This is a genomic window from Actinocorallia sp. A-T 12471, from assembly GCF_033875155.1.
Classification (GTDB): Bacteria; Actinomycetota; Actinomycetes; order Streptosporangiales; family Streptosporangiaceae; genus Actinocorallia.
Genome location: NZ_JAWZTE010000006.1, coordinates 108,782 through 134,054 on the forward strand (window position 1 = coordinate 108,782; position 25,273 = coordinate 134,054).

Below are 25,273 nucleotides of genomic sequence, written 5' to 3' on the forward strand. Positions count from 1 at the left end.
ACCGACTGAGCGTGCCGTGTTCCCGATACGCCACAGGCGAACGACCTATTGGGGCTCTCCTCCCACGACTACCCCTGAAGACGCGCAGTTTCCCGCTTCTGTTGGGACTTTCGGGTACGCCACAAGCGAACGGCCCGCCTCCGCACAGGGCGGGACGGGCCGTTCGCTGATGTGCGCCGCGCGCTCAGTGTGCGGCGTCGTACTGCTCCACCACGGAGGCCGGGATGCGGCCCCGCTCGTTGACCTTGATGCCCTGGCCCTTGGCCCAGGCCCTGATGTCGGCGCTGCGCTCGCGGTTGGACGCGCCGCGCTTGGCGGGCCCTGCGGCACGGCCGCGCTTGGCCGCGCCGGCGCGGCGTGAGTGCTCCACGAACGCGGCGAGAGAATCGCGCAGCTTCTTGGCGTTCTCGGAGCTCAGGTCGATCTCATAGGCCGCGCCATCGAGCGAGAACGACACGGTCTCGTCCGCCGCGCCGCCGTCGAGATCGTCGACCAGACGAACAATAGTTTCGCGTGCCATGGGGCTGGCCTTTCAGCAATCGGTAGAGCCGGGGCACTCGAGTCGGACACCGATAGGGTCGCGCACCGATCGGGCGAGCCCGGCGATAGTTCATTCGGTTGCCAAAGATATACCCGACGACTGCCGATGACAATTCAGCGCCCGCCTGAGTTTTCGCTCCCGGGATGTGACGGACCGTAATCGTGCCGGATTCCAACGGAAGATTCATGCCGAGGCCATCTCGGGCGACAAGTCGATCATGGATTCCCACCCGAATCCAACGCAGATGCCACCTTTAACCCATCACCGTGGCTCCGCGGCGCCTCCCACACCAGATATACCCGGAGATATGGGGTGAGAATTGCTTGATCCGCCCGGACGCGACGAAGGCCGTCCGGAAGATGCTTCCGGACGGCCTTCGTGTGATGAGCATCTCCCCTTAGGGGGGAACGTTATGGCCTGACCCTATGACCAGTCGGCGCGGTCATCGACCACGACAGTACCGGCGTAACGGTCATGGATGGACTGGAAGAGCGGCCTGTCCCAGACGGACCAGGCGTAGGCCATGAAGACCCCGGCCGCGGCCACGAACATCAAGAAGACGAAGAAGGACCACACCTTCACGCCCAGGAGGAGGAACAGAAAAATGCCCAGCATGTAGCCGAGATTGTTGATCGCCGCGCGGTAGACCGCGGTCATGATGGGCAGCGGCTCGCCGGCCGGGTCGGCCAGCACCACCCGCAGCCCGATCTGCCGTTTGCCGAGGGTCCGCCCCCACACCGCCAACTGGACGGCCTCGTACAGGAACGGGATGACGGCGACGACGATGAATGTGGTCCACAGCACCGGGCCGGACCAGACGCCGTCCTCTTCCTTGTTCACGCCGATCGAGGCGAGCACGATCGGGAACAGCACGGCGAATCCGAGCGCCCACACCAGTCCGGCGTCGATCAGCCGGGCGAGCGCGCGAGGACGGAATGCCGCGAGCGGAAGGCTCTCGGCCGGATGCGGGCCCGCCGGACGCACCGGCGGACGGGGCGGCTCGGGCGAACGGCCGCCTTGGGCGCGTCCCGGATCGGAAAATCCGGGACGTCCTTGAAATCCCTGCCCCTGCGGAGGTCCGCCTTGCGGCTGGGGAGGCCCATATCCCCCTCCGGGGCCATACGGGTTGGGGGGTCCACTCATGATGACGTCATTCCTCCAAGCGAAGCAGCATCCGGGTGTTGCCCAGGGTGTTCGGCTTCACCCGGTCCAGATCCAGGAACTCCGCGACGCCGTCGTCATAGGAGCGAAGGAGCTCTTCATAGACGTCGTGGGACACCGGGGTGCCCTGGATCTCGGTGAAGCCGTGGCGCGCGAAGAAGTCCACTTCGAAGGTGAGGCAGAAAACCCGCCTGATCCCGAGATCCCGCGCGGTCTCCAGCAGCCGCTCGACGATCTGGTGGCCGATGCCCAGACCCCTGCATTCGGGGTCGATTGCGACGGTCCGCACCTCGGCGAGGTCCTCCCAGATCACATGCAGGGCCCCGCAGCCGATGACTCCGCCGTTTCCGGGGGCGTCCGCCACCCAGAACTCCTGCATGTCCTCATAGAGCTTGACCGTGCTCTTCTGGAGGAGGCGGCGGCCCTGCCCGCCATAGGTGTCGACCAGCCGCCGGATAGCGCGGACGTCGGGCGTGCGCGCCCTCCGGATCGTCAACTCCATAGTGACGCCGAGACTATCCGCAGGACAGCGCTTTCGCCGACCCGTGCACGGTTCCGGTTGGCACGGACCGGGGTTTTCGTTAGTCTCCTCGCCGAGCCCTAGGCGGCCCAGGAGAGGAAGACCGTGAAGCACGCCCGAAGCCGTCTGCTCGCCGTCGCCAGCGCCCTGCTCGTCTCCGCCCTCGTCGTCCCCGGCGTCGCGGCCCCCGGCGTCGCCCACGCCGAGCCCGACCCGATGAAGAAGATCGAGGAGATCCACGAGGAACTGGAGACCGTCAGCGAGGAGATCAACGGTCTCAAGGTCAAGCTGAAGCAGGCCGAGCGCGCGGCGAAGGTCGCCAGGGAGAACGCCAGGCGGCAGCAGAAGGCCATGGACAACGCGGCCGAGCGCGTCGGCACGCTCGCCGCGACGAGCTACATGACCGGCGGCACGACGTCGGACCAGGCGTTCCTGCTCGCGACCTCCGACGACCCCCAGGCGTTCCTCGACCAGAGCGCGACCCTCAGCTACTTCGCCAACCAGGACGGCACCCGCGTCATGACGCTGCTGTCGGCGATGCAGTCGGCCAACCGGGCGCAGAAGTCCGCCGACGACCGCGCCAAGCAGGTCAGGGATCTCAAGCAGCAGCTCACCGAGCGCCAGGACGACCTGAAGAAGCAGTACACGAAGATCCGCGACAAGATCGTCCGGGAGGACCCGGGCAAGGTCGTGGACATCCCGCCCGTTCCGGGCGCGGGCAAGGCCGCCGAGGCGCTGCGGTACGCGCTCGGCCAGCTCGGCAAGCCGTACGTGTGGGGCGCGGCCGGGCCGAGCTCCTACGACTGCTCGGGCCTCGTCATGTGGGCCTACGCGCGGGTCGGCATCAGCCTGCCGCACTACACCGGCAGCCAGTGGAACGCCGGCACCCACATCTCACGCGAGGACCTCCAGCCGGGCGACCTCGTCTTCTTCTACAACGACCTGCACCACGTCGGCCTGTACATCGGCGACGGCCAGATGGTGCACGCGCCGCGGACCGGCGACGTGGTGAAGATCGCGCCGATCGCCGGCCGCCCCTGGGCGGGGGCCGTCCGCATCGCCTGAGCGACGCGTCCGCCCCGGCCGCGCGGACGGCATGACGCCGCCCGCGGGACCTGAGGGGTTCCCACGGGCGGCGGGCGGATCAGATGAGCTGCCTGCGGGCCGCCCAGACGACGGCCTCGATGGGGGTGTTGACGTCGAGCCGGTCGCAGATGGTCCGGAGCCTGCGGCGCAGGGTCCTGGCGCTCAGCTCAAGCTTGCGCGCCGCGACGTCGGCGGTGACTCCGCTGGCGATCTGGGCGAGCAACTTGAGTTCGTCCTCGCTCAGCCGAGGTTCGTCGAACGCCCTGCGTGCGAGCATGGCCTGTTCCACTCCATTCCTCCCTCGTCGATGGGCGACCGCGGGGGCGCAGCCTGGCGGCTGCACGGGCAATGGTTCTCGGTCTCGGTTCTGTCGGTGGCCGGACTCGGCCGATGCGTCGTTTGCGGGCCGTTCGCGGGGAACTGTGAGTAACGTCGGCTTGAGAGAGGGGACATCGGTTGCAGCCTTCCCCTTCCCGTTCCGTGAATCGTTTCAAGGTCCCTACGGTCCGGAACGCTAGGCGGCCGGATCTGGACCGTCAAGGTCCCAAAGAGCGCTAAAAGTGATCATCCCACCACGTCCCGTGCCGTCCAAGACGGCCTTTCGCGAACGATATGGCGTTAACCTGCGAGAACACGTCCCGTACCGGAGGGGAGTGGGCTGATGCGAGCGAGTATTCGTGAGGTGGCTCGACGCGCGGGAGTCTCAGTTGGGACCGTTTCGAATGTCCTAAACCGGCCAGAGCAGGTAGCCGAAGCGACCAGAGTTCGGGTGCTCGCGGCCATCGAGGAGCTCGGCTTCGTCCGCAACGAGGCGGCGCGCGCCCTCCGCAAGGGCTCCGGGCGAACACTCGGAGTACTCGTCGAGGACATCGCGAACCCCTATTTCACCGACGTCGCACGCGGCGCGGAGGCCGCGCTGAACGAAGGCGGCTTCGACGTCCTGTGGTGCACGAGCGACGGCTCACCGGAGAAGGAGCGGCGCTGCGTCGACTTCCTCGAGGAGCAGGGCGTCTCGGGGCTCATCGTGACGCCCGTCGGGCTCGACGCGCGCCGGATCGGACGGCTGCGCGCGCACGGGATCGCCGTCGTCCTCGTCGACCGGAAGGTCCCCGGGGCGGGCGCGAGCTCCGTCGGGGTCGACCATGTGGAGGGCGGGCGGCTCGCCGCCGAACACCTCACCGCGCTCGGCAGGCACGACCTCGCCGTCGTCACCGTCGAGCCGGAGACGCCGCCGCTGCGGCAGCGTCGCGCGGGCGCGCTGCGCGCCCTGACCAGGGCGGGGCACGCCCCTCCGCTCACCATCGCCGAGACCGCGCTGACCACCGCCGCCGGCCGCAGCGCGGCGCAGCGCCTCATGGACTTTGGAACGCTCCCCGACGGCATCCTGTGCGCCAACGACCTCATGGCGATCGGCGTCGTCAACGAGCTCGTGCGCGGCGGGGTGAAGATCCCGCAGGAGGTGGCCGTGGTCGGCTACGACGACATCGCGCCCGCCGCCACGGCGGTGGTCCCGCTGACGACGGTGCGCCAACCCCGCCGCGACCTCGGAAGGATCGCGACGGAGCTGGCGCTCACCGGCGTCGAAGGCAAGAACGTGGTGCTGAACCCGGAACTGGTGGTCCGGGAATCCGCCTCGTGACCTAGGATCCCGGCTTGACCAGCGGGAACAGGATCGTCTCGCGGATGTTCTTGCCGGTGAACGCCATGATCATCCGGTCGATCCCGGCGCCCATGCCGCCCGTGGGCGGCATCGCGTACTCCAGCGCGCGCAGGAAGTCCTCGTCGAGCTGCATCGCCTCCGGGTCGCCGCCGGCGGCCAGCAACGACTGCTCGGTGAGGCGGCGGCGCTGCTCGATCGGGTCGACCAGCTCGGAGTAGGCGGTGCCCAGCTCCGTGCCGAACCCGATGAGGTCCCACTTCTCGGTCAGCAGCGGCTCGGCGCGGTGCTGCCTGGTGAGCGGCGACGTCTCCAGCGGGTAGTCCATGACGAACGTCGGCTGCAGCAGGGTGTGCTCGACGAGTTCCTCGAAGATCTCCTGGACCAGCTTGCCCTGGCCCCACTTGGGGTCCCAGTGGATCTCGCGCCCGTCGGCGAGCTTGCGCACCTGCTCGATCGGCGTGTGCGGGGTGATCTCCTCGCCCAGCGCCTCCGACACCGACCCGTACAGGGTGATGCGCGGCCACACCGGAAGGCTTAGGTCGTACTCCTTGCCGTCGTGCACCACGACCGAGTGGCCGAGCGCGGCGACCACGGCCTTCTGGTACATGCGCTGGGTGAGGTCGGCCATGTCGTTGTAGTCGAGGTACGTGCCGTACGCCTCGAGCATGGTGAACTCGGGGTTGTGCGTGGAGTCCGCGCCCTCGTTGCGGAAGTTGCGGTTGATCTCGAAGACCTTCTCCACGCCGCCCACGACGAGCCGCTTCAGGTACAGCTCGATCGCGATACGGAGGTACAGCTCCATGTCGTAGGCGTTGATGTGCGTCTTGAACGGACGCGCCGTCGCGCCGCCGTGGATCGGCTGCAGCATCGGCGTCTCGACCTCGAGGTAGCCCTCCTCGTGCCAGAAGTCGCGGACCGCGCGCACGGTGTCGCTGCGCAGCCGCGCCATCTTGCGCGCCTCGTCGTTGACGATGAGGTCGACATACCGGTACCTGACGCGCGCCTCGGGGTCGGTGAGCCCCGCGTGCTTCTCCGGCAGCGGCCGCAGGCACTTGGACGTCAGCACCCAGCGCTCGGCCATGACCGAGAGCTCACCGCGCTTGGACGAGATCACCTCGCCCTCGACGCCCACGTGGTCGCCCAGGTCGACGTCGCCCTTCCAGGCCGCCAGGGCCTCCTCGCCGACCCCGGCGAGCGAGACCATCACCTGCAGGTCGCCGGTGCCGTCGCGCAGCGTCGCGAAGCACAGCTTGCCGCCGATCCGCGAGAGCATGACCCGCCCCGCGATCGCGACTTTCTCCCCCGTCTCGGTCCCCGGCTCAAGGTCGGGGTATTTGGCGCGCACCTCCGCGATGGTGTGCGTGCGCGGAAAGTTCACCGGGTAGGGGTCGACGCCGCTCTCCCGCAGCCGCGCCACCTTCTCCAGGCGCACACGCATCTGCTCGGGCACATCGGCATAGCCGCCGCCCTGGCCCGCGTCATAGCTCTGCTCACTCACGGTGTCAGGCTACCGACGACTGATTTTTAAGGCGAACGCGCTATGTGGAAAACCCAACCCCGCAGTCCCTTCGGGACTGCGGGGAAGAGAAGAAGCCTCAACCCTCACCCGCCCGGCCCCCAGAAAGCACCACCAAGCCGCGACCCAACGCACCCCCAGTTTCAAGGAAGCGACCCCAATCGCGCCACGTCACACCTCGGGACACGTTCCAGGAAGCGCCGCCAAGCGCGACCCAAGCGAACCGGGGGTCTAAGCGAGCGCCGCCAAGCGCGACCCAACGCGCTCGCTGCTTCAAGGAAGCGCCCCAAGCGCCCCACGCCACACCCTCGGGACACGTTCCAGGGAGCGCCGCCAGGCGCGGCCCAAGCGGACCGCGGGTCTAAGGGAGCGCCGCCAGGCGCGGCCCCTCACGTGATCGGGCGCCCTGGGCTGCCCCGGAGGCCCCCCAGGGCCGGAGGGGCAGCCCAGGTTCGCGAAGCGCCCGATCACAGCCCGCCCGTAGGCCCCCAGGGCCGGAGGGCGGGCCAGTATTACGAGCCGCCGATGTTGCGTTCGTAGATTAGGCGGAGGCCGTGGAGGGTTAGCCAGGGTTCGAAGGCGTCGATGCTGCGGGCTTCTTCTAGGACTAGGGGGGCCAGGCCGCCGGTGGCGACGACTTTGACTTCGTCGGGGTTGTCGGAGAGTTCTTCTGCCATGCGGTCTACGAGGCCGTCGACCTGGCCGGCGAAGCCGAAGATGATGCCGGACTGGAGGGCTTCGACGGTGTTCTTGGCGATGACGTGCCGGGGGCGGACGAGTTCGATCTTGTGGAGTTGTGCGCCGCGCACGGACAGGGCGTCGATGGAGATCTCGATGCCGGGGGCGATCGCGCCGCCGACGTACTCGCCCTTGGCGGAGATGCAGTCGAACGTGGTGGCCGTGCCGAAGTCCACGACGATCGCGGGCCCGCCGTAGAGGTTGATCGCCGCGAGGGAGTTGACGATCCGGTCGGACCCGACTTCCTTAGGGTTGTCCATCCTGACCGGGACGCCCGTCTTCACACCCGGCTCGACGATGACGGCGGGCACGTCGCCGTAGTACCGACGGCACATCTCACGCATCTCGTGCAGCACCGACGGAACCGTCGAACACAGGGCGATTCCGCTGATGTCGGTGTCCACGAGCAGCGGGCTCTGGTTGACCAGGCCCTGGAGCACCACGGCGATCTCGTCGGCGGTGCGCCGCGGATCAGTGTTGATGCGCCAGTGCTCGATCACCTCGTCGCCCTCAAAAAGGCCGAGCACGGTGTGGGTGTTGCCGACGTCGATGGTGAGAAGCATCAGGTCCCCGCTACTGGACGGAAGTCAAGGCCGATGTCGAGGGCGGACGCGGAATGCGTCAACCCGCCGACCGCAAGGTAGTCCACACCGGTCACGGCGGCGTCTCGGGCCCTGTCAAGGGAGAGACCGCCGGACGCTTCGAGGGTCGCTCGACCGGCCGTCAGGCGAACCGCCTCGGCCATCGTGGAGTCCGTCATATTGTCCAGCAGAATGTCGGTCGCTCCGGCCGTCAATGCCTCACGAAGCTGGTCAAGGGTGTCCACTTCGACCTGGATGTGCAGCTCGGGGTAACGCGCGCGGACCGCCTCGAACGCCGCGGTGACGCCCCCGGCAGCCGCGACGTGGTTGTCCTTGATGAGGGCGGCGTCCGCAAGGGACATCCGGTGGTTGACGCCGCCTCCGCAGCGCACCGCCCACTTCTGCAACGCGCGCAGGCCGGGCAGCGTCTTGCGGCTGTCGCGCACGCGCGCCTTGGTGCCCTCCAGCGCCGCCACCCACCGCGCGGTCTGGGTGGCGATGCCGGACAGGTGCGTGAGGAAGTTGAGCGCTATCCGCTCGGCGCGCAGCAGCCCGACCGTGGGCGCGGTGACCGTCAGCAGGACGTCGCCCTTGCCGACGCGTTCGCCGTCCTTCACCTTCGGCTCGAGCACGGCACGGTCGCCGAGCAGGATCTCGCAGACCGTCTCGGCCACGAGCAGTCCCGCGACGACGCCCTCGGCGCGCGCGGTGAAGTCGGCCGTCGACACCTGCCCGGGGTCGAAGATGGGCTCGCTGGTGACGTCGGCGTCGCCGTCCTCGGCGAGCGCGACGCGCACGAGCCCGGCGACCCGTTCCGGATCAAGTCCCTCGGCGCGCAGGCGTCCCTGAAGCTCCGGTGTCATCACTCGCCCTTCGATGCGGTCGTGGGGTGGAAGGCCAGCCGGTAGCCCTGTCCGGCGGCACGTCCGACGAGGCGGCCGAGCCAGGCCGCGTCGTCTCTGTCGGGGAAGTCCTCGCGCCAGTGGCTGCCGCGCGTCTCAGCGCGCTGAGCGGCGGCCGCCACGACGGCGGTGGCGACCTGGTGGAGGTTGGTGGCCTCCCACGCCTCGACGCACGGCTGCGCAGACGTGCGTCCGGCGAGCCGCGCAAGCTCGCGCTCGGCCTCTGCGAGCCCTTCCGCGTTGCGCAGGACGCCGCAGTACGCGCTCATCGTCTTCTGGACGTCCGCGCGCACCGAAGGGTCGAGGAGCCCAACGGAACGGTCCGACGGCTCGGGCCTCGGGACCGGCAGCGTGAGGTCGTCCTTGACGGCCTGTCCTATGCGCTCGGCGAAGACGAGCCCTTCGAGCAGCGAGTTGGACGCCAAGCGGTTGGCCCCGTGAACGCCCGTGCAGGCCACTTCCCCGCACGCGTACAGGCCGGGGATAGAGGTGCGGCCGTAGAGGTCGGTCCGTACGCCTCCGCTGGCGTAGTGCGCTGCGGGGACCACAGGGATCGGGTCGGTTACGGGGTCGACGCCGTGCTGACGGCAGCTCGCAAGGATGTTGGGGAAGCGCGACTCCCAGAAGTCGGCCCCGAGGTGGCGTCCGTCGAGCCACATGCAGGGCTCGCCCGTCTCGCGCATCCGGTTCATGATGCCCTTGGCGACGACGTCACGCGGAGCCAGTTCGGCGAGTTCGTGACGGCCGACCATGAAGCGCTCGCCTTGCGCGTCCACGAGGTGCGCGCCTTCACCGCGCACGGCCTCGGAGATGAGCGGCTGCTGGCCTTGGGCGTCGGGTCCGAGCCACATGACCGTCGGGTGGAACTGCACGAACTCGAGGTCGGCGACCTCGGCCCCGGCGCGCATCGCGAGCGCGACGCCGTCGCCGGTGGAGACCTCGGGGTTGGTCGTCGCGGCGAACACCTGGCCGAGCCCGCCCGTCGCCAGGACCACGGCCCGCGCGCGGACCGCGCCGACGCCGTCACGGGTGCCCTCGCCCATCACGTGCAGGGTGACGCCCGCCGCGCGGCCCCCGGCCATGAGGAGGTCGAGCACGAGCGCGTTCTCGATGACCTCGACGCCGTCGGTCTGCTTGAGCGCGGCGAGCAGCGCGCGGCTGATCTCCGCGCCCGTCGCGTCGCCGCCCGCGTGCGCGATGCGGCGTCTGTGGTGGCCGCCCTCGCGCGTCAGCGAGACGGTTCCGTCGGGGCCGACGTCGAAGTGCGCGCCCGCCTCGATCAGCCGCCGGACGGCGTCGGGGCCCTCGGTGACGAGCGCGCGCACGGCGTCGGCGTCGCACAGGCCGACCCCCGCGGTGAGGGTGTCGGCGAGGTGCTCCTCGGGGCTGTCCTCGGGCGCGAGCGCGGCGGCGATGCCGCCCTGCGCCCACCGGGTGGAGCCCGCGTCGAGCAGCGCCTTGGTGACGAGCAGCACCCTGCCCTGCCCGGACGCGCGGATGGCCGCGACGAGCCCGGCGATGCCGGAACCGATCACGACGACGTCGGTGTCCACACTCCAGCCCGGCACTCCTGCCGCGAGCTCCTCGATCATCGGGCCCTCCTCGGGGGTTTTCGTCAGTATGACACTAAACCCTTTCGAGGCATTCCTCCGGGGGTGTCACACGAAGTCCGGAACCTTGCCGGACGTCCGCTACGTATCAGCCGACGAGGTCGGGACGCCGCGTGTCAGTGCCGGGGACGGGCTCGGCCGGGTCGTCGCCGAGCAGCACGATCCGGTTGTCGCCGTCCACGTGCACCACCGACGGCCGGAACGCGCGCGCGTCGGCGTCGCTCATCGCCGCGTAGCTGATGACGATCACCAGGTCGCCCGGGTGCACAAGGTGCGCCGCGGCCCCGTTGATCCCGATGACGCCGGTGCCGCGCGGCCCCTCGATCACATAGGTCTCAAGGCGCGCGCCGTTGGTGATGTCCACGATCTGCACCTGCTCGCCGGGCAGCAGGTCGGCCGCGTCCATGAGATCGGCGTCGATGGTGACCGACCCGACGTAGTGCAGGTCGGCCTGGGTCACCGTGGCGCGGTGGATCTTGGACTTGAACATGGTGCGGAACATCAGAACTCCAGGGGGAGGTTGTCGATCAGCCGGGTGGCGCCGACGCGTCCGGCGACGGCGAGGACAGCCGGACCTCGGTGTCCGGAGGGGACTTGCGTGAACGTCGCCGGGTCGGCGAGCACCAGATAGTCGAGCGCAAGCGGGGGGTCGGCCTTGGCGGCGGCTTCGAGGACCGGCCCTGCGGCGGCCAATACCGCCTCGGGGCCCTCGGCGACCGCGTCACGGCCCGCGAAGAGCGCGCGGGACAAGGCGAGGCCCGTCACCCGCTCCTCGGGCGACAGGAACCGGTTGCGGCTCGACAGGGCGAACCCGTCGGGCTCGCGGACCGTCGGAACCGCGACGATCTCCACGTCGAGGTTCAGATCCTCAGAAAGCCGACGAACGATCGCGAGCTGCTGCGCGTCCTTCTGTCCGAAAAACGCCAGATCCGGACTGACCATTCCAAAAAGCTTCGCGACGACTGTCGCCATCCCGTCGAAGTGACCGGGCCGCGCCGCCCCCTCGACGATCTCGCCCATCCGCCCGGTCTGCACCGAGACCTCGAGGGGACGGGGGTAGACCTCGGCCGCCGAGGGCGCGAACACGAGCTCCGCGCCCTCCTCGGCGCAGATGGCGGCGTCGGCGTCGAGGGTGCGGGGGTATCTGTCGAGATCGGCCTGTTCGCCGAACTGGAGCGGGTTCACAAAAACGCTCACCACGACGTGCTCGGCGGACTCCTTCGCCGCCCGGATGAGCGCGCGGTGCCCCTCGTGCAAAGCCCCCATTGTCGGGACGAATGCGACCCGGCCCGGCAGTTTCCGGCGTTCCCGGCGCAGGTCGGCGACTGTGTGAACGATCATCGGGGTCCTTCCGTTCATCGGGGGTCCGACAGCGCGCCGAGCAGGCGCTCGGCGTCCTCCGGCTTCAGCAGGCCCGCGTCGAGGGCGAGATCGGCGGTGCGCCGCGCCAGCGCCAGGTAGGCCGCGACGGCGTCGGGCTCGGCCTCCGCAAGGGCCGCGACGTGCCCCGCGACGGTGCCCGCGTCACCGCGCGCGACCGGGCCCGTCAGGCCCTGTCCGCCCAGGCGCAGGCCGTTGTCGAGGGCGGCCCCCAGGAGCGGACCGAGCATCCGGCCGGGCTCGGCGACCCCCGCCTTGCGCAGCAGCCCCGACGCCTCCACCACCAGCGTTACCAAGTGGTTCGCTCCCGCCGCCAAAGCCGCGTGGTACAGGGTGCGGTTCTCCTCCTCGATCCAGACGGGCTCCGCACCCATCTCGACAACGAGGGCCTCGGCTATCGGGCGCAGAGGGCCGGGGGACGTGACGCCGAACGAGATGCCGGCGAGGCGGGCGACGTCGTCAGGGCGTCCGGTGAAGGTCATGACGGGGTGCAGCGCCAAAGGCAGGCCGCCCGCACGCGTCAGAGGGTCGAGGACGCCCGCGCCATGCCGTCCGCTCGCGTGAGCGAACAGCTTGCCTTGGACGGGCTCGCCCGCCGCGACGATCCCCGCGGCGAGCCCGGCGAGCGCGTCATCGGGGACGGTGAGGAGCACGAGGTCGGCGGCCTTGACGACCTCCTGCGCGGGCACGAAAGGCACCCCGGGCAGGACCGTCTGAGCGCGCTGACGCGACGAGACGGCCGAGGCCGCCACGACGGTGTGCCCGGCGCGCTGGAGCGCCGCGGCCAGGACGGAGCCGACGCGGCCCGCGCCGACGACGCCGACCTTGAGCCTGCCGGGTCGCTGAGAAGGCATATCCATGAACGTTCCAGTCCTCGCAAGGGGTACCGGACGGTTGCGACAGCCAAGGGTACCCAACGCCTCCGGCTGCTCTCCTGACACCCGTCCTGACCCGTGGTAGCTGATCGGTCACCAAAAGGTCGCCCCGAGGCCATAGCCGCCCCGGGTCCGCACAGGCCAAGGTGGTTTCTGCGACACCACCATCACACACGGTGAAGGGAGGCGCCTAAGGCGAGTTCTCCGGATGGATTCAGGGGTCCCGGCGACCGCCGGTCCGGTACTCACCCGGTCAGGCCGTGGGCGGCGGTCGCCCTGGGTTCGGCCTCCCCGAACCCGTCGAGGCACACCCCCCTCGACTGCATCAGCCAGCCGAAGCCGCCGAGCCCTCCGGGGTCGGTCAGCTCGGCGCACTCCCCGGCCCGCGCCAGGCTCCGCAGATAGGCGCGGGGATCGGCCACCGCGAGCTCCCGCGGCGGCCGGACGCCGGTGACGCCAAGAGCGCGCAGCGCCGCGCGCTGAGTGGTCCGCACCGTCGCCAGGGGAGTCCTCGGAGAGGCCGTCGCGGGCACGCCCCCAGCCTCCGCGACGCCCCGCGAGGCGGCCTCGGCCGCCGTCCCGCCGGCCGACCTGGCGCCCGGCGGGACGGCACCGCCGTTCCGGCTGACGTACCCAGGGGCGGCGTCGTCAGGCGCACCCACCGAGCCCGAATCCGCCTGACAGTCCGGCGCGGACGCCTGACGGTCTGGCGTGGGTGGCCGGGCCGGAGGCGCTGGGGGGTTCGAGGCGGTCTGGGCGGCTGCGGCGGCGGAGTCGAGGGCCACGTGGGCGGTGAGGTCGCAGGTGCCGTCGGGGGTCGGGGAGGTGAGGAGGCCGTCGCGGTAGGCGGTCAGGGTCGGGCGGCGGGTCGCCGCCGTGTGGGCATAGTCGGCGGCGACGGCGACGCCCGCGTCCAGGCGGCCGACGAGGGCCGTCCAGGCGGCGTCGCGGGTGCGTCCGATCTCGGCGCGGTCGCCGTGCGGCCACCAGCGCGCGAGCCACGCGAGGTCGGCCTCGGCGGGCTCGGGGCCGAGCCGTTCCGTGCCCGAGGCGTCCACGAGGACGAGCCTCGGCCCGTCCGGCGTGCGCACGACCACGTCGAGCGGCACGTTGTCGAGCCACTCGTTCGCGAAGATCAACCCCGTGACGCGCTCGGGCGGCTCGGTCGTCCAGACCAGCCCGGTCACCGTCCGTGACGGCCTCGGCGCGACCTCCACGGCGGTCGCCAGAACCCGTCGCCGAACCTGCTCGGGCAGCGCCTCGAGGACCCCTTCGGCGAGGGCCCCGTCACCCGCGCCCATGTCCACGAAGTCGAGCTGAGCGGGCTTGCCGAGCGCGTCGTCGACCTCGCGGAGCAGCCGTGCGACGGCCTCCGCGAACAGCGACGACGCGTGCACCGAAGTCCGGAAATGTCGCCTGGGACTCTGCGTCCGGTAGAAGCCGTCCGGACCGTACAGGGCCGCTTCCATCGCCTCGCGCCACCCGTTCACGCCACAAGCGTGACACACCCGTGTCGCCGTGGACCCCCCAGATTCCATGACATACCGACCACGGAAGGTAAAGGGATGGTGATCCTTGCCTCCTAATCGAGTAATCGTGCTCGAATATGCGACCCACTACCGGCGAGTAGCTGAATAACTACTCCACGTGAGAGTTCGGGGCGGCATTGCTCCGATGCTTCGTCCACGTACCAGGAGGATCTCCTTCAATGTCGCTCAAGAAAATCGCCGGCACCGGTCTGCTCGCCCTCACCGCCTTCGGCGTGCTCGGCGGCGCCGGCCAGGCGTTCGCCAGCAACGGCGGTAACGACGGGCCGGAGAACAACAACAACACCGGCCTCCTCACGGGCATCCAGCTGATCGCCCCGATCTCGATCCCGGTCAACCTCTGCGGCAACGGCATCGCGGTCCTGGGCATCGCCAGCGGCTCCTGCTCCGACAGCGGCGTCGCGGTCAAGAACGACTTCTAAGTCGCTCCGACACGGCCGGCGGTCCCCACGGGGCCGCCGGCCGTTCGCTTATCCGGCGCCTACCGCGCCCACCGCTCGGTCCGCGCCGCGCCCGTGCGCGCCAGGGCCGCGCGCGTCACCGCGTCGTCGGTGAGCTCGCGTGCCTCGACCACCCCACGGTCGACCGCCGCGACGTGCACGGGCCCCGGCGGCACGTCGACGTGCACGGTCGCCCGGCCCGTCAGCCGCTGCCACGGCGACGCCGTCATCCGGACGGACTGCGCGCGCGCGAGCGCGACGACGTCCCATGTCCGGCAGGCGAGCCCGCGCCGCGTCACGAACACGTCGCGCGAGACGCCGGCGGCCGCGCGTCCGGACAGCGAGTCCGTCAGCGCGACCTTCTGCACCGACACCCCGGGAAAAACCTCGGAGACCAGGTCGAAAGCCGCGAACGTGGGCGCGACCGGCACAAGCGTCGACGACAGCGCCTGACGGTCCCCGCTGTACCCCGCGACGGTCACCTCGACCCGCGCCCAGCCGAACGACCGCCACATCAGCGGCTCCACCACCCGCACCGCCTGAATCCTGCCGGGCGGCACAGTCTGCGAACGCGTCTCGAAGAGCCCGTAACGCAGCCGGATCCCGTCGGGCGCGACCGCCACCGAGAACTCCGTGTACAGCACGAGCGGCGCGATGACCCCGCGCAGCAGCCCGAGCAGCAACGGCACCGCGACGGCGAGCACCGCGAGCTCCTTGAAGACGATCCCGAACGCCACGAGCCCGAAGAACGCGGCGATCGCGGCGAGCACCGGGACCCGCAGCATCAGCGAGGCGAAGAGCACGCCGAGCGACACACGTCCGATCGGCCGCTCCGGGGCCTCGGGGGTGTGCGGCGGCAGCCCCGCCGCGAGCGCAAGCAGCTCGGCCCGCAACGCGCGCGCCTCGTGCTCGCCCAGATAACGCAGCGTGATCTGCGCCGACGATCCGCCCGCGAGCTCGAGATGCACCTCCGAGAGGCCGAGCGCCCTGCCGACCAGCGGCCGCACGACGTCGACGCCCTGCATCCGCGACAGCGGGATGCGCCGGATCCTGCTGCGCACGATCCCGGCGTCCACGACGAGGTCGTCGCCCTCGATCCAGTAGCGCAGCGCCCACCAGTGCCACACCCCGACGCCCGCCGCGACCACCGCGACGGGCACCGAGACCGCGATGAACAGGATGACCCGGACGATCGGGATCGTCAGCGTCCCGTCCTGCGCGGGCACGACGAGCAGCCACAGCCCGAGCAGCACGAGGTAGACGACGAAGATGTTGAGCGCGCGCAGCGGGGCGGTCGCCCAGTGCAGGCGGCGCGCCCCGGCCGTCGGCCACGCGGGGCGCGGCGGCATCGCGAGGTACGGCGTCACAGGCCCTGCCCCTCGTCGCCGCGCCGCGCGAGCCTGTCGCGCAACTGGTCGGCCACGGCCGTCGGCAGGCCGGGCACCCGCGCGTCGGTGGTCGCCGCCGCCGTGTGCAGCCGCACCGTCGCGAGCCCGAGCACCTGCTCCAACGGCCCCGACGTCACGTCGACGAACTGCATCCGCCCATAAGGCACGACAACGATGCGCCGCCCGAAAACCCCCGACGTGATGACGAGGTCGTCGGCCCGCTCAAGGAACCCCCACGCCCGGTACTCCTGCTCGGCCGCCACCCACGCGACCGCGAGCCCGAGCAGCACCACCACCGACCACAGCAGCACCCCGACGCCGCCCGCCGACCGCGACACCACGAGCGCGCCCACCGGCCCGACCAGCACCGCGACCGCGAGCGCGGAGATCCTGCGGTGCCACCGGTAACGCGGCGACAACCCCCACCACTGCGTGCCGAGCGGAGGCCCGAACGCCTCCTCACGGCTGCGCTGACGGTACGGCTCCGGCGGCATCATCTGCGGCTGCTCGTTCATCGCGCCCCAGTCAACCCGAAACGCCGTCCGCGCGACACCGCCGCGCGGCGCACCGCCGACCCGGCTTCTGTCACCATGGCGTCCATGGAGACGCGCACAGTCGGGATCGGCGCAGGAGCCAAGGAACTCGGCACCGAGGACATGGTCCTCAACATCGGGCCGCAGCACCCGTCGACCCACGGGGTGCTCCGGCTGCGCCTCACCCTCGACGGCGAGCGCATCGCCGCGTGCGAGCCGATCCTCGGATACATGCACCGCGGCGCGGAGAAGCTGTTCGAGGTGCGCGACCTGCGCCAGATCATCATGCTGGCCAACCGGCACGACTGGCTGTCGGCGTTCTCCAACGAACTCGGCGTCGTCATGGCCGCGGAACGGATGCTCGGCATGGAGGTGCCGGAGCGGGCCGTGTGGGCGCGCACGCTCCTCGCCGAGCTGAACCGGATCCTCAACCACCTCATGTTCCTCGGGTCCTACCCGCTTGAGGTCGGCGCGATCACCCCGATGTTCTACGCGTTCCGGGAAAGGGAGGAGATTCAGCGCGTCCTCGAGGAGGTTTCCGGCGGGCGTATGCACTTCATGTTCAACCGCGTCGGCGGGCTGAAGGAGGATCTGCCCTTCGGCTGGACGGGACGGACCCGTCAGGCGGTCGCGCTCGTCAGGTCCCGGCTCGACGACATCGCCGACCTCATCCTCGGCAACGAGATCTTCCGGGCGCGCACCCGGGGCATCGGCGTCCTCAGCCGCGAACAGATCCTCCAGTACGGGGTGAGCGGGCCGATCGCGCGGGCGTCCGGCGTCGACTTCGACCTGCGCCGCGACGAGCCCTACCTCGCGTACGGCGAACTCGACGTCCCCGTCGTCACCAGGACCGAGGGCGACTGCCTCGCCCGCTTCGAGTGCCTGCTCGACCAGACGCGGGTCTCGCTCGACCTCGCCGACGCCTGCCTCGACCGGCTCGCCGACCTGCCGCCCGGACCCGTCAACCAGCGGCTGCCGAAGATCCTCAAGATCCCCTACGGCCACACCTACGCGTGGACCGAGAACCCCCTCGGCCTGAACGGCTACTTCCTCGTCTCACGCGGCGAGAAGACCCCGTGGCGGCTCAAGCTCCGCAGCGCGAGCTTCAGCAACATCCAGGTCCTCCCGGAGATGCTCAACGGCCTCCTTGTCGCCGACATGATCGCCATCCTCGGCAGCATGTTCTTCGTGGTCGGCGACGTAGACCGTTAGACTACGTTCCGTGGCGGTCATATGACCGAGGATCGCAACGTGGTCGGCGACATCGACCGCTAAGCGCGCTCAGGTGTCCCGTAGAGCCGCGCGGGGTCGCCCGACAGCGCGGCCTTGACGAAGCGCGCGGGCTCGTCGACGAGCACCTCGATCTGGCCGGTCGCGACCCCGTCGAGGCTCGCGCGCGCGACGTCGTCGGGGTCGATCCGCGGCCCCTCGCGGCCCGCCATCATGTCGGTGTCCGCCGCGCCGAGATGCACCCCCTGGACCAGGGTCCCCTGCCCGGCGAGTTCGAGCCGCACCCCGTTCGTCATGCCCCACTCCGCCGCTTTCGCCACGGAATAGGCCCCGGCTGCCGGCGTCGCCACCCACGACAGCACGGACAGCACGTTCACGATCGCCCCGCCGCCGTTGGATCCGAGAATCGGGGCGAACGCCCGGATGACCCTGAGCGTCCCGAAAAGGTGGGTCTCCAGATCCTCGCGGACCAGGTCGAGGTCGTCGGTGAGCAGGTTCGCCCCCGTCGAGATCCCCGCGTTGTTCACCAGCAGCGTGACGTCCCGGGCGGCGTCGGCGGCCTCGATGATCGACTTCTCGTCCAGCAGGTCGAGGCGCAGCGGCGTGACCCGCTTGTCGGACGCGTCGATCAGCTCAGGCCGTCGCGCGGTCGCGTAGACCCGCGCGACGCCCCGGGCGAGCAGCTCGGCGACGTAACGCCGCCCGATCCCCCGGTTCGCCCCGGTCACCAGCGCGACCGAACCCGCGATCTCCATGTTCTTCCCCTTCCCGGGCGCATGCGACGTTCGCCGACCCCGTGTTCCGCCTACGCTAGAACTTCACGTTGACGTCAAAGGCAAGTCGATCAGAAGGGGCCGCCATGCGCATCGGCGAACTCGCGGAGCGGGCCGGGGTCTCGACGCGCGCGCTGCGCTACTACGAGGAACAGGGGCTGCTGCGTCCCGAGCGCAGCGCGAGCGGACAGCGGCACTACCCGGAGGCCGCCGTGGACCGCGTCGCGCTGATCCAGCAGCTGTTCACCGCGGGGCTCGCCAGCCGCCTGATCGTCACGCTGCTCCCGGCCATCGACGCCCAACACGTCGGCCCGGAGCTGCTGGAGCGCCTGGTCGCCGAGCGGGCGCGGATCACCACGAAGGTCGGCGAGCTCCAGGAGGCCGGGTGCAGGCTCGACGTGCTGATCGGCCTCGCCGCCCACCCGTACGCCGGGGAGTGCCCGGCGACGCTCGGCTAGTCCTTGTCGCTGTTGTCATCCTTGGGGATGCGGCAGCACCATTCGAGGAACAGGCCCGCGCCCGCGAGCACGAACGCCGACAAAGCCGTCGCCCCGCTGACGAAGAAGTCGTGCCGCAGCGTCGGCTTGTCGAGGTCGCCCGCGACAAAAAGCACAAACCCCAGGAAAACACCCGCGAGAGCCGCCGCCGCGTGCGCGCTCGCCTTGCCGAGCACCGCCAGCCGCGCGACGCTCAGCGGATCGACCGGACGCGCCGCCTCGGCCGCCGACTTGTGCAGGATCTTGTTCCGGGTGCTGAACCCCGCGAAGACCTCGCCGATCGCCAGCAGTAGGAAGGTCGGCACCGCGGTCCACGGCAGCGGGGGAAGCTGACTGTAGAAACCGCGCAGAACCGCCCAGACCACCAGCGCCGGCACGGCGACCAGCGCCAGCAGCACCGCCGGCCGTGTCGCCCTCACGAGGGGAGCTGGAGGGCCAGGTCGTCCCGCACGGTGACGACTTGATCGGTCAGGCCGGCGAGCAGATCCACGACCCTGCCGTGCGGCTCGAGCACCGCCTCGGGATCGACCTCCGCCCACGGCGCGAGCACGAACGCCCGCTCGTGCGCGCGCGGATGCGGCAGCATCAGCCGCGGATCGTTCGACGTGACGCCCTCGTAGGCGACGATGTCGATGTCAAGGGTGCGCGGCCCCCAGCGGATCACCCGCTCCCTGCGCATCGACTCCTCGATCGACAGGACCCGGTCGAGCAGCGTCATCGGCGCGAGCCGCGTTGTGGCGACGGCGATGATGTTGAGGAAGTCGTCCTGCTCGACGCCGCCCCAAGGGGCCGTCTCGTACACGCGCGACAGGCCCCGCAACGTCAGGCCCGGGGCGTCGAACAGGGCGTCGACCGCCTCCTGGAGGTTGTCGAGCCGATCACCGAGGTTGCTGCCGAGCGACAGCACCACCCGGTGGTCGGAGAGCATGTGACCGCCCGTGAGAGTGCGGTCGTCCTTGGCGTTCATCCGCGGCTCCTGAAGATCGTGACGGCGACGTCGGCGAACGGGTGGGGGATCGGCGCGGCCGGCTTGTGCACCGTGACCTCCGCGCCGCGTACCCGCCGGTCGGCCAGGCACACCTCGGCGAGCCGCTCCGCGAGCGTCTCGATGAGATCCACCGGCTCCCCCGTGACGACCTCGACCAGCGCCGAAGCCAGCTCCCCGTAATGGACCGTGAGGGCGACGTCGTCCTTCTCCGCCGCGGGACGAAGATCAAGGCTGAGGACGGCGTCCACGACGAACTCCTGCCCCAGCTCACGCTCGGCAGGCAGCACACCGTGGTGCCCTCGCGCGCGCAGTCCGCGCAGCTCAATCCGATCCATCGTCGTCCGTTCCGTCGAGCACCGGTGAACCGTGGTTCACCCACAGGCGCCAACGCCCCTCTTCACGTACGAACACCTTGGTGGACACCACGCTTCCCCCGGCGATGAATCCCTCGTCGTCCTCATCGGCCGTGAGGATGTTCTCCTCGCAGGTCAGCACGGCCTGATCACCGCGGACCTCGGTCTGCACATCGGTCAGGACGAACTGGATATAAGCCGTGTTGGCCATGATCAGGGCCCATGAGCGCATGACCTCGTCACGGCCCCTGAGCATCGTCCAGCCCGGGTGCACGCAGGTGACGGTGTCGGCCCAGTCCCCGTCGGCCCAGACCTCATGCATGAGGTCAAGGTCCCCGTTCTCGAATGCCGAATAGAAGTTGGCGTTGGCGGCCTCGACCGCGGCGGCGTCATCCACGCGCTGAGCCTACGGCGGCGGCGACCCTCACCGCGTCCGCGTTCGGCTTGACGTTGTGCACGCGTACGCACCACGCGCCCTCCAACGCGGCTATCGCCGTCACCGCGAGGGTCGCGTCGTCGCACTCCGCGAAGGGGCGCGGCCGCCCGTCGGGGTCGGCGAGGAGCTTGCCGAGGAACCGTTTGCGCGACGCGCCGATCAGCACCGGGAAATCCCTCCCCAGCTCCCGGGTGACCACGAGCAGCTCCCAGTTGTGCTCGGGCTGCTTGGCGAACCCGAGCCCAGGGTCCAACACGATCATCGACGGGTCCACGCCCTGCGCGATCACCGCGTCGACCCGCTCACCCAGCTCCCGCCGCACGTCGGCCACGACGTCCCGGTACTGCGTCCTTGTGTGCATCTCGTGCCCGTGCCCACGCCAGTGCATCACCACATACGGGACCCGCGCCGCCGCCACGACCTGCGCCATGTCCGGGTCGGCGAGCCCACCGCTCACGTCGTTCACCAGCCGCGCCCCCACCGCCACCGAAGCCTCCGCGACCTCGGCCCGCATCGTGTCGACGCTCACCGCGACCCCCTCGGCCGCCAACGCCTCGACCACCGGCACCACCCGCCGCAGTTCCTCCTTCAACGAAACCCGCTGCGCCCCCGGACGCGTCGACTCCCCCCCGACATCAACGACATCGGCCCCGTCCTTCACCAACTCAAGCCCATGCTTAACCGCCCGCTCCTGATCGAACCACTCCCCCCCATCACTGAACGAGTCAGGAGTGACATTCACCACCCCCATGACCAGACAACGATCAACATCAGGCAGCCCAGGAACCCTCATACACCCACCCTATGCCCTCCCCCACCCCACCCCACAGCCCCCTAACCCACCCCCGGCACCCGAAAACAAGGCGAATAGACATTTATCCCTATTCTTGCCAGCCTCCCGCCACTTCCTTCAATTCCTTCAACCGTCGTTCCATACCCAGGCTTCGGAGCCATGAGGCTAATTCGCCTGCCGCCCCCGCCACCGGAAACCGGATTCCACCCTTGTTTTCGCAGACGATCCACGGCTTCGAATAGTACCTCCTCGAGGTCGAGCCCTTTTTCTATCTCCACGTACCCGTCGACGACCTCCCGATAAGGCGAATAACTCGGCACCCATGGGTTTGTATCCAAATAGGCCAATGGGACCTGAGTCGACGGGAAAGAACCGCACGGCTCCGGCACTACGGCGAAGCCAAAGGGGGAATCCTCTTTAAGTACCGCCTCACCGACCTGACGAGCATATTCACCGACTACCGAGGCTACCTCTTCTGGAGTAGCAGCCGAATGCGAACCATCCATGGGATTTTCCTCTCTAGCGGCACACGAGACCAAAAGACTCAGCATGCAAATGGCGGCGGCAACCGCAGCACCAAGCGGACGCTTCCTACCGATACAGCATGGGCCGCGGAGCCAGTTCGGGATCATCTCCAACCTCCCTAGTCTCATGGCCACCCATTATCACTTTAGCCTGATTATCAAGGCTGACAGATTCGGCCTTCCAGTAATCGCTGTGCCCATGCGTATCCGTCGAAAGGATAGTTCCACCAAATCCATCGTCCGACGGAACCAGAGGAAGTGTCGGGATGCCTACTCCTGCCGAGCTACCATGTACAAACCTCCCCAAAGCGGGAACGGGGTCTCCTTCTGCCTTCTGAATCCAGACATGATCCTCGCCTACGTCCAGGTCCTTGGCCTGGCCCACATGCATCCCTGGACTTCCCACCGCGATAATCTCATCCGCCCGCAGGTCGCCTTGATTTGCTCCTTCACCAATCACCACCGAGCCATAGCTATGACCGAGCGCAGTAACGTGCTTGTCCTGATCCACCTCCAGGCCATTTAGAAAACTTAGGAGGTCCGGTGCGCCACGTTCTGCATATTTATCCATCGATGCATCTTTTATGATGGTGTCAGGAGCATCGTATCCAAGCCACATGATTGTAGCCACAGAACCCGATCCATACTTCTCACTCCTGCGATAGAGGTTTGCGACTCGGTCAATATCTCCACCGATACTATCCAATTGTGCAGTAGTCCCGGGAACGTAGACAGCGACGTTCTCCGCCAGATCCGGATTTCCCACTGCCAGCACTAGCCGTCCATCCGGGCCTGGGGCAGCGTCTCGTACCACTCCCGGGATATTTCGGGTAATCCATGTTCCACCACTATTTACATCCCAGGGCCCAGGGGTCGTGGAGTCAATTCCCAGTAGTTTGACATCCTGCCCAGAGTTTTCGAGTCTCGAAATTTGGGCCGCTAGGGATTGGAGGCGGGTTAGGTCTCGGTGGTCGAAAGGGGTCAGGGAATCGGGGGGTTGGGATTGGAGGTGGGTCAGGCGGGTGGTGAGGGCGTGGCGGTTGGCTTTGTCGCGGGCGGTGGCGGGGAGACCGTCGGTCCAGCCGATGACGGCGGGGAAGGCGCGGGTGTAGAGGGACTGTTGGCGGGGGGTGAGGGATCTCCACCAGGAGGCGGCGGCCGACGGGTCCGAGCGGGGGATGTCCATCGGGTGGAGGCCCTGCGAGACGAGGGACGTGTAGAGGGCGCGGTCGTCCGTCATGAGCGCCTTCATGAGGGCGTCGGCGGTCTTCGTCCAGGCGGCCTGGGACGGGTCGGGCCGCAGCAGCAGATCACGCCGGCGGTTCAGGTCGGGGAGCTCGGCGAGAAGGTCCGCGCCGGCTCGGCTGATCCGCTGCCCCACCCCGGACGGAGCCCCCAGGACCGCGAGGTGACGGGAGATCTCACGTCCGGCGTCCATCCAGGCGTGTCCAGCGCGCTTGAGCGCCCCGCAGAGCGCGTTGATGCCCTCCGGGTCTCCCTGGACCGTCCCGGCCTTCCAGGAGGGCGCTCCGGCGGGCCCTGGCAGCGCGGGTTCCGAGACCCTGACGGGCGGTGCGAGCGCCCGCCCCACCTCGTCCGCCCGGAATGCCGCGTCACCGACGGCCTTCCGCACCGCCCGATGCCGATCAGCGAGCCGCTCGTACAGCGCGCCGCCCGCGGGCCCGACCAGAACCCCTCCCCCGAGCAGCCGATAACACCCCGCCGCGGCACCGCAGGCGTCCGCCCCCGCCGCGGCGATCGCGGCCCCCGCCCGCCGCACCTGGTCCGCTGTGACCACCGGTCTCCCACCCGTTCCGCACGCCGACACGTCGGCACACGGACGGCACGGAGCACCCCAAACCGCCAGAAGGCACCCGAAAAGGGCATGTCACACGCCGTTGGACCCGCCCCGCCGCACACCGACGGACGGCATCCTCCGCGCCCGTCCGGCCCCCGCGCCCGCCCCTTGACGGGATCAGCGCCACCGCAAGACCGATCCGGGACCGTGGAAAGACCTCCCCCTGACCCGGCCCACCCGGCACCACCCGTCCCGCATCGGCGGTTTTAAGGCAGTGCGTCAATGAATGCACGGCATGCCGCGTACGAAGGGAAAAGTCGCACATGCCCACAGGAGAAAGTTACCGATCAGCCGGATTCGCTCCGGGACAGCCGTGACTTTTCTCCACAAGTAGACGATCGGGCGGCGGGAATCTCTGAATGCCCCTAGGGTCTTTCCCAATCGGTCTTCCACGGAAAGGACTGTCGTCAATGGGCGCGGATCGGCGCGGTGGGAATCTGGGGCAGATGGAGGAGCTGTCGCGGCTCTTCTCCAGACACTCCAGGAACCTGGACAGCCTGATCAGAGATCTGAACGGCCGCACGGTCGGGTCAGGTGAGATCTGGTGGGGTCCGGGCGCCGATCGTTTCCGCGCCGCGTGGGCGGAGGCCAAATCCGCATTCGACAGAATGGCGGTCGCCCTTGAGGAAGGCGCGGGCGACATCCGCCGTTCCCAGGCGAACATCGAGGCGGCTACCCGCTGAAAGACCGTACGCGGCGTCCTCGTGGAGGAGTCCCCCTGCTCCACGAGGACGTTCGCGGCATCAGGTACGGCCGAGAATGAGGCTCATCGCCTCGGCGCGCGTCTCCGCGGAATTGCGGAAGTCCCCACGGACCGCGGAAGTGATGGTCTTGGCCCCCGGCTTGCGTACTCCGCGCATCGTCATGCAGAGGTGTTCCGCCTCGATGACGACGATGACGCCCCGGGGGTCGAGGTGCTCCATCAGCGCGTCCGCCACCTGGCTGGTCAACCGCTCCTGCACCTGCGGGCGCCGCGCGTACACGTCGACAAGACGGGCAAGTTTCGACAGGCCCGTGATCTGCCCCTTCTCCCCCGGGGTGTAACCGACGTGCGCGACGCCGTGGAAGGGAACGAGGTGGTGTTCACAGGTCGAGTACAGCTCGATGTCCTTGACCAGGACCATCTCGTCGTGGTCGGCCTCGAACGACGTCGTCAGCGCGTCTTCGGGTCCCATGGCCAGGCCGGCGAACTGCTCGGCATAGGCCCGGGCCACCCTCGCGGGGGTGGCCCGGAGTCCGTCACGGTCGGGGTCCTCGCCGATCGCGTAGAGGATCTCGCGAACGGCTTTCTCGATCCGCGCGTGATCGAACTCCGGGGCGGCAGCAGTCATAACGGACACTCT

General features: G+C 69.3%; 28 protein-coding genes. 6 read left to right on the plus strand and 22 right to left on the minus strand.

Going from position 1 to position 25,273, the window contains the following annotated elements; genetic code table 11:
- Positions 1–184: 184 nt before the first annotated feature.
- The 3 genes from R9X44_RS18560 to R9X44_RS18570 all read right to left on the minus strand — a co-directional run bounded on the left by R9X44_RS18560 (position 185) and on the right by R9X44_RS18570 (position 2,204).
- Entirely contained in the window at positions 185–520 is a 336-nt protein-coding gene (locus R9X44_RS18560; RefSeq protein WP_319815454.1) for an Lsr2 family protein, read from the minus strand.
- A gap of 444 nt (positions 521–964) precedes the next feature.
- Positions 965–1,525 carry an RDD family protein gene (locus tag R9X44_RS18565; RefSeq protein WP_319815455.1) on the minus strand — a complete coding sequence of 187 codons (561 nt, stop codon included), beginning with the start codon at positions 1,523–1,525 and terminating at the stop codon, positions 965–967.
- Between the two features lie 166 nt (positions 1,526–1,691).
- Entirely contained in the window at positions 1,692–2,204 is a 513-nt protein-coding gene (locus R9X44_RS18570) for an amino-acid N-acetyltransferase (protein ID WP_319815456.1), read from the minus strand.
- A 123-nt stretch (positions 2,205–2,327) separates the two neighbouring features.
- Here R9X44_RS18570 and R9X44_RS18575 point away from each other — a divergent pair, with 123 nt between their 5' ends.
- On the plus strand, positions 2,328–3,287 hold the full coding sequence (locus R9X44_RS18575; RefSeq protein WP_319815457.1) for an NlpC/P60 family protein: 960 nt from the start codon (positions 2,328–2,330) through the stop codon (positions 3,285–3,287).
- 79 nt (positions 3,288–3,366) lie between these two features.
- On the opposite strand, the gene R9X44_RS18580 is transcribed toward R9X44_RS18575, so the two are convergent.
- Positions 3,367–3,585 carry a LuxR C-terminal-related transcriptional regulator gene (locus R9X44_RS18580; protein WP_123670976.1) on the minus strand — a complete coding sequence of 73 codons (219 nt, stop codon included), beginning with the start codon at positions 3,583–3,585 and terminating at the stop codon, positions 3,367–3,369.
- A gap of 384 nt (positions 3,586–3,969) precedes the next feature.
- Between R9X44_RS18580 and R9X44_RS18585 the strand changes: the two genes are divergently transcribed.
- Positions 3,970–4,947, plus strand: coding sequence for a LacI family DNA-binding transcriptional regulator (locus R9X44_RS18585; protein WP_319815458.1), 978 nt, complete (start codon positions 3,970–3,972; stop codon positions 4,945–4,947).
- 1 nt (position 4,948) lies between these two features.
- Here the strand turns inward: R9X44_RS18585 and lysX are convergent, their stop codons facing one another.
- From lysX to R9X44_RS18625, 8 genes are all read right to left on the minus strand, one after another.
- On the minus strand, positions 4,949–6,466 hold the full coding sequence (gene lysX / locus R9X44_RS18590; protein ID WP_319815459.1) for a bifunctional lysylphosphatidylglycerol synthetase/lysine--tRNA ligase LysX: 1,518 nt from the start codon (positions 6,464–6,466) through the stop codon (positions 4,949–4,951).
- A gap of 530 nt (positions 6,467–6,996) precedes the next feature.
- Positions 6,997–7,785 (minus strand): type III pantothenate kinase, encoded by a 789-nt coding sequence (locus tag R9X44_RS18595; RefSeq protein ID WP_319815460.1) that lies wholly within the window; start codon positions 7,783–7,785, stop codon positions 6,997–6,999.
- On the minus strand, positions 7,785–8,666 hold the full coding sequence (gene nadC / locus R9X44_RS18600) for a carboxylating nicotinate-nucleotide diphosphorylase (RefSeq protein ID WP_319815461.1): 882 nt from the start codon (positions 8,664–8,666) through the stop codon (positions 7,785–7,787). Before nadC ends, R9X44_RS18595 begins: the two co-directional genes overlap by 1 nt.
- Positions 8,666–10,297 (minus strand): L-aspartate oxidase, encoded by a 1,632-nt coding sequence (locus R9X44_RS18605; protein ID WP_319815462.1) that lies wholly within the window; start codon positions 10,295–10,297, stop codon positions 8,666–8,668. The genes nadC and R9X44_RS18605 overlap by 1 nt, the downstream gene beginning before the upstream one ends.
- A gap of 106 nt (positions 10,298–10,403) precedes the next feature.
- The gene (gene panD / locus R9X44_RS18610) at positions 10,404–10,817 is read right to left on the minus strand and encodes an aspartate 1-decarboxylase (RefSeq protein ID WP_319815463.1); all 414 of its coding nucleotides are present in this window, start codon (positions 10,815–10,817) and stop codon (positions 10,404–10,406) included.
- Positions 10,817–11,656, minus strand: a complete 840-nt coding sequence (panC, locus tag R9X44_RS18615; RefSeq protein WP_319815464.1) for a pantoate--beta-alanine ligase — start codon at positions 11,654–11,656, stop codon at positions 10,817–10,819. Before panC ends, panD begins: the two co-directional genes overlap by 1 nt.
- 14 nt (positions 11,657–11,670) lie before the next feature.
- Entirely contained in the window at positions 11,671–12,555 is an 885-nt protein-coding gene (locus R9X44_RS18620; protein ID WP_319815465.1) for a Rossmann-like and DUF2520 domain-containing protein, read from the minus strand.
- Between the two features lie 260 nt (positions 12,556–12,815).
- Positions 12,816–14,060: an SAM-dependent methyltransferase gene (locus R9X44_RS18625; RefSeq protein WP_319815466.1), complete on the minus strand. Its 1,245-nt coding sequence runs from the start codon at positions 14,058–14,060 to the stop codon at positions 12,816–12,818.
- Between the two features lie 218 nt (positions 14,061–14,278).
- Here R9X44_RS18625 and R9X44_RS18630 point away from each other — a divergent pair, with 218 nt between their 5' ends.
- Positions 14,279–14,539 (plus strand): chaplin family protein, encoded by a 261-nt coding sequence (locus tag R9X44_RS18630; RefSeq protein WP_319815467.1) that lies wholly within the window; start codon positions 14,279–14,281, stop codon positions 14,537–14,539.
- A 59-nt stretch (positions 14,540–14,598) separates the two neighbouring features.
- Here the strand turns inward: R9X44_RS18630 and R9X44_RS18635 are convergent, their stop codons facing one another.
- Positions 14,599–15,924: a PH domain-containing protein gene (locus tag R9X44_RS18635; RefSeq protein WP_319815468.1), complete on the minus strand. Its 1,326-nt coding sequence runs from the start codon at positions 15,922–15,924 to the stop codon at positions 14,599–14,601.
- On the minus strand, positions 15,921–16,460 hold the full coding sequence (locus tag R9X44_RS18640; protein ID WP_319815469.1) for a PH domain-containing protein: 540 nt from the start codon (positions 16,458–16,460) through the stop codon (positions 15,921–15,923). Before R9X44_RS18640 ends, R9X44_RS18635 begins: the two co-directional genes overlap by 4 nt.
- An 84-nt stretch (positions 16,461–16,544) precedes the next feature.
- Here R9X44_RS18640 and R9X44_RS18645 point away from each other — a divergent pair, with 84 nt between their 5' ends.
- Positions 16,545–17,690 (plus strand): NADH-quinone oxidoreductase subunit D, encoded by a 1,146-nt coding sequence (locus R9X44_RS18645; protein WP_319815470.1) that lies wholly within the window; start codon positions 16,545–16,547, stop codon positions 17,688–17,690.
- Between the two features lie 59 nt (positions 17,691–17,749).
- On the opposite strand, the gene R9X44_RS18650 is transcribed toward R9X44_RS18645, so the two are convergent.
- A complete protein-coding gene (locus R9X44_RS18650) occupies positions 17,750–18,463 on the minus strand; it encodes an SDR family oxidoreductase (protein ID WP_319815471.1) in 714 nt (237 codons plus the stop codon).
- Between the two features lie 104 nt (positions 18,464–18,567).
- Here R9X44_RS18650 and R9X44_RS18655 point away from each other — a divergent pair, with 104 nt between their 5' ends.
- Positions 18,568–18,939 (plus strand): MerR family transcriptional regulator, encoded by a 372-nt coding sequence (locus R9X44_RS18655; protein WP_319815472.1) that lies wholly within the window; start codon positions 18,568–18,570, stop codon positions 18,937–18,939.
- Here the strand turns inward: R9X44_RS18655 and R9X44_RS18660 are convergent.
- From R9X44_RS18660 to R9X44_RS18685, 6 genes are all read right to left on the minus strand, one after another.
- Positions 18,936–19,397 carry a DUF3180 domain-containing protein gene (locus tag R9X44_RS18660; protein WP_319815473.1) on the minus strand — a complete coding sequence of 154 codons (462 nt, stop codon included), beginning with the start codon at positions 19,395–19,397 and terminating at the stop codon, positions 18,936–18,938. The genes R9X44_RS18655 and R9X44_RS18660 overlap by 4 nt on opposite strands.
- Complete coding sequence (gene folK, locus R9X44_RS18665) at positions 19,394–19,945, minus strand: 2-amino-4-hydroxy-6-hydroxymethyldihydropteridine diphosphokinase (protein ID WP_319815474.1); 552 nt, start codon at positions 19,943–19,945, stop codon at positions 19,394–19,396. The genes R9X44_RS18660 and folK overlap by 4 nt, the downstream gene beginning before the upstream one ends.
- Entirely contained in the window at positions 19,942–20,301 is a 360-nt protein-coding gene (gene folB / locus R9X44_RS18670; RefSeq protein WP_319815475.1) for a dihydroneopterin aldolase, read from the minus strand. Before folB ends, folK begins: the two co-directional genes overlap by 4 nt.
- Positions 20,288–20,716: a nuclear transport factor 2 family protein gene (locus R9X44_RS18675; protein WP_319815476.1), complete on the minus strand. Its 429-nt coding sequence runs from the start codon at positions 20,714–20,716 to the stop codon at positions 20,288–20,290. Before R9X44_RS18675 ends, folB begins: the two co-directional genes overlap by 14 nt.
- Complete coding sequence (folP, locus tag R9X44_RS18680; protein ID WP_319815477.1) at positions 20,709–21,506, minus strand: dihydropteroate synthase; 798 nt, start codon at positions 21,504–21,506, stop codon at positions 20,709–20,711. The genes R9X44_RS18675 and folP overlap by 8 nt, the downstream gene beginning before the upstream one ends.
- Positions 21,507–22,139: 633 nt before the next feature.
- Entirely contained in the window at positions 22,140–22,847 is a 708-nt protein-coding gene (locus tag R9X44_RS18685; protein WP_319815478.1) for an alpha/beta hydrolase, read from the minus strand.
- Positions 22,848–24,376: 1,529 nt separating this feature from the next.
- Here R9X44_RS18685 and R9X44_RS18690 point away from each other — a divergent pair.
- Positions 24,377–24,613, plus strand: coding sequence for a WXG100 family type VII secretion target (locus R9X44_RS18690; RefSeq protein WP_319815479.1), 237 nt, complete (start codon positions 24,377–24,379; stop codon positions 24,611–24,613).
- A 60-nt stretch (positions 24,614–24,673) separates the two neighbouring features.
- Here the strand turns inward: R9X44_RS18690 and folE are convergent, their stop codons facing one another.
- Complete coding sequence (gene folE, locus R9X44_RS18695; RefSeq protein ID WP_319815480.1) at positions 24,674–25,261, minus strand: GTP cyclohydrolase I FolE; 588 nt, start codon at positions 25,259–25,261, stop codon at positions 24,674–24,676.
- Positions 25,262–25,273: the final 12 nt, after the last annotated feature.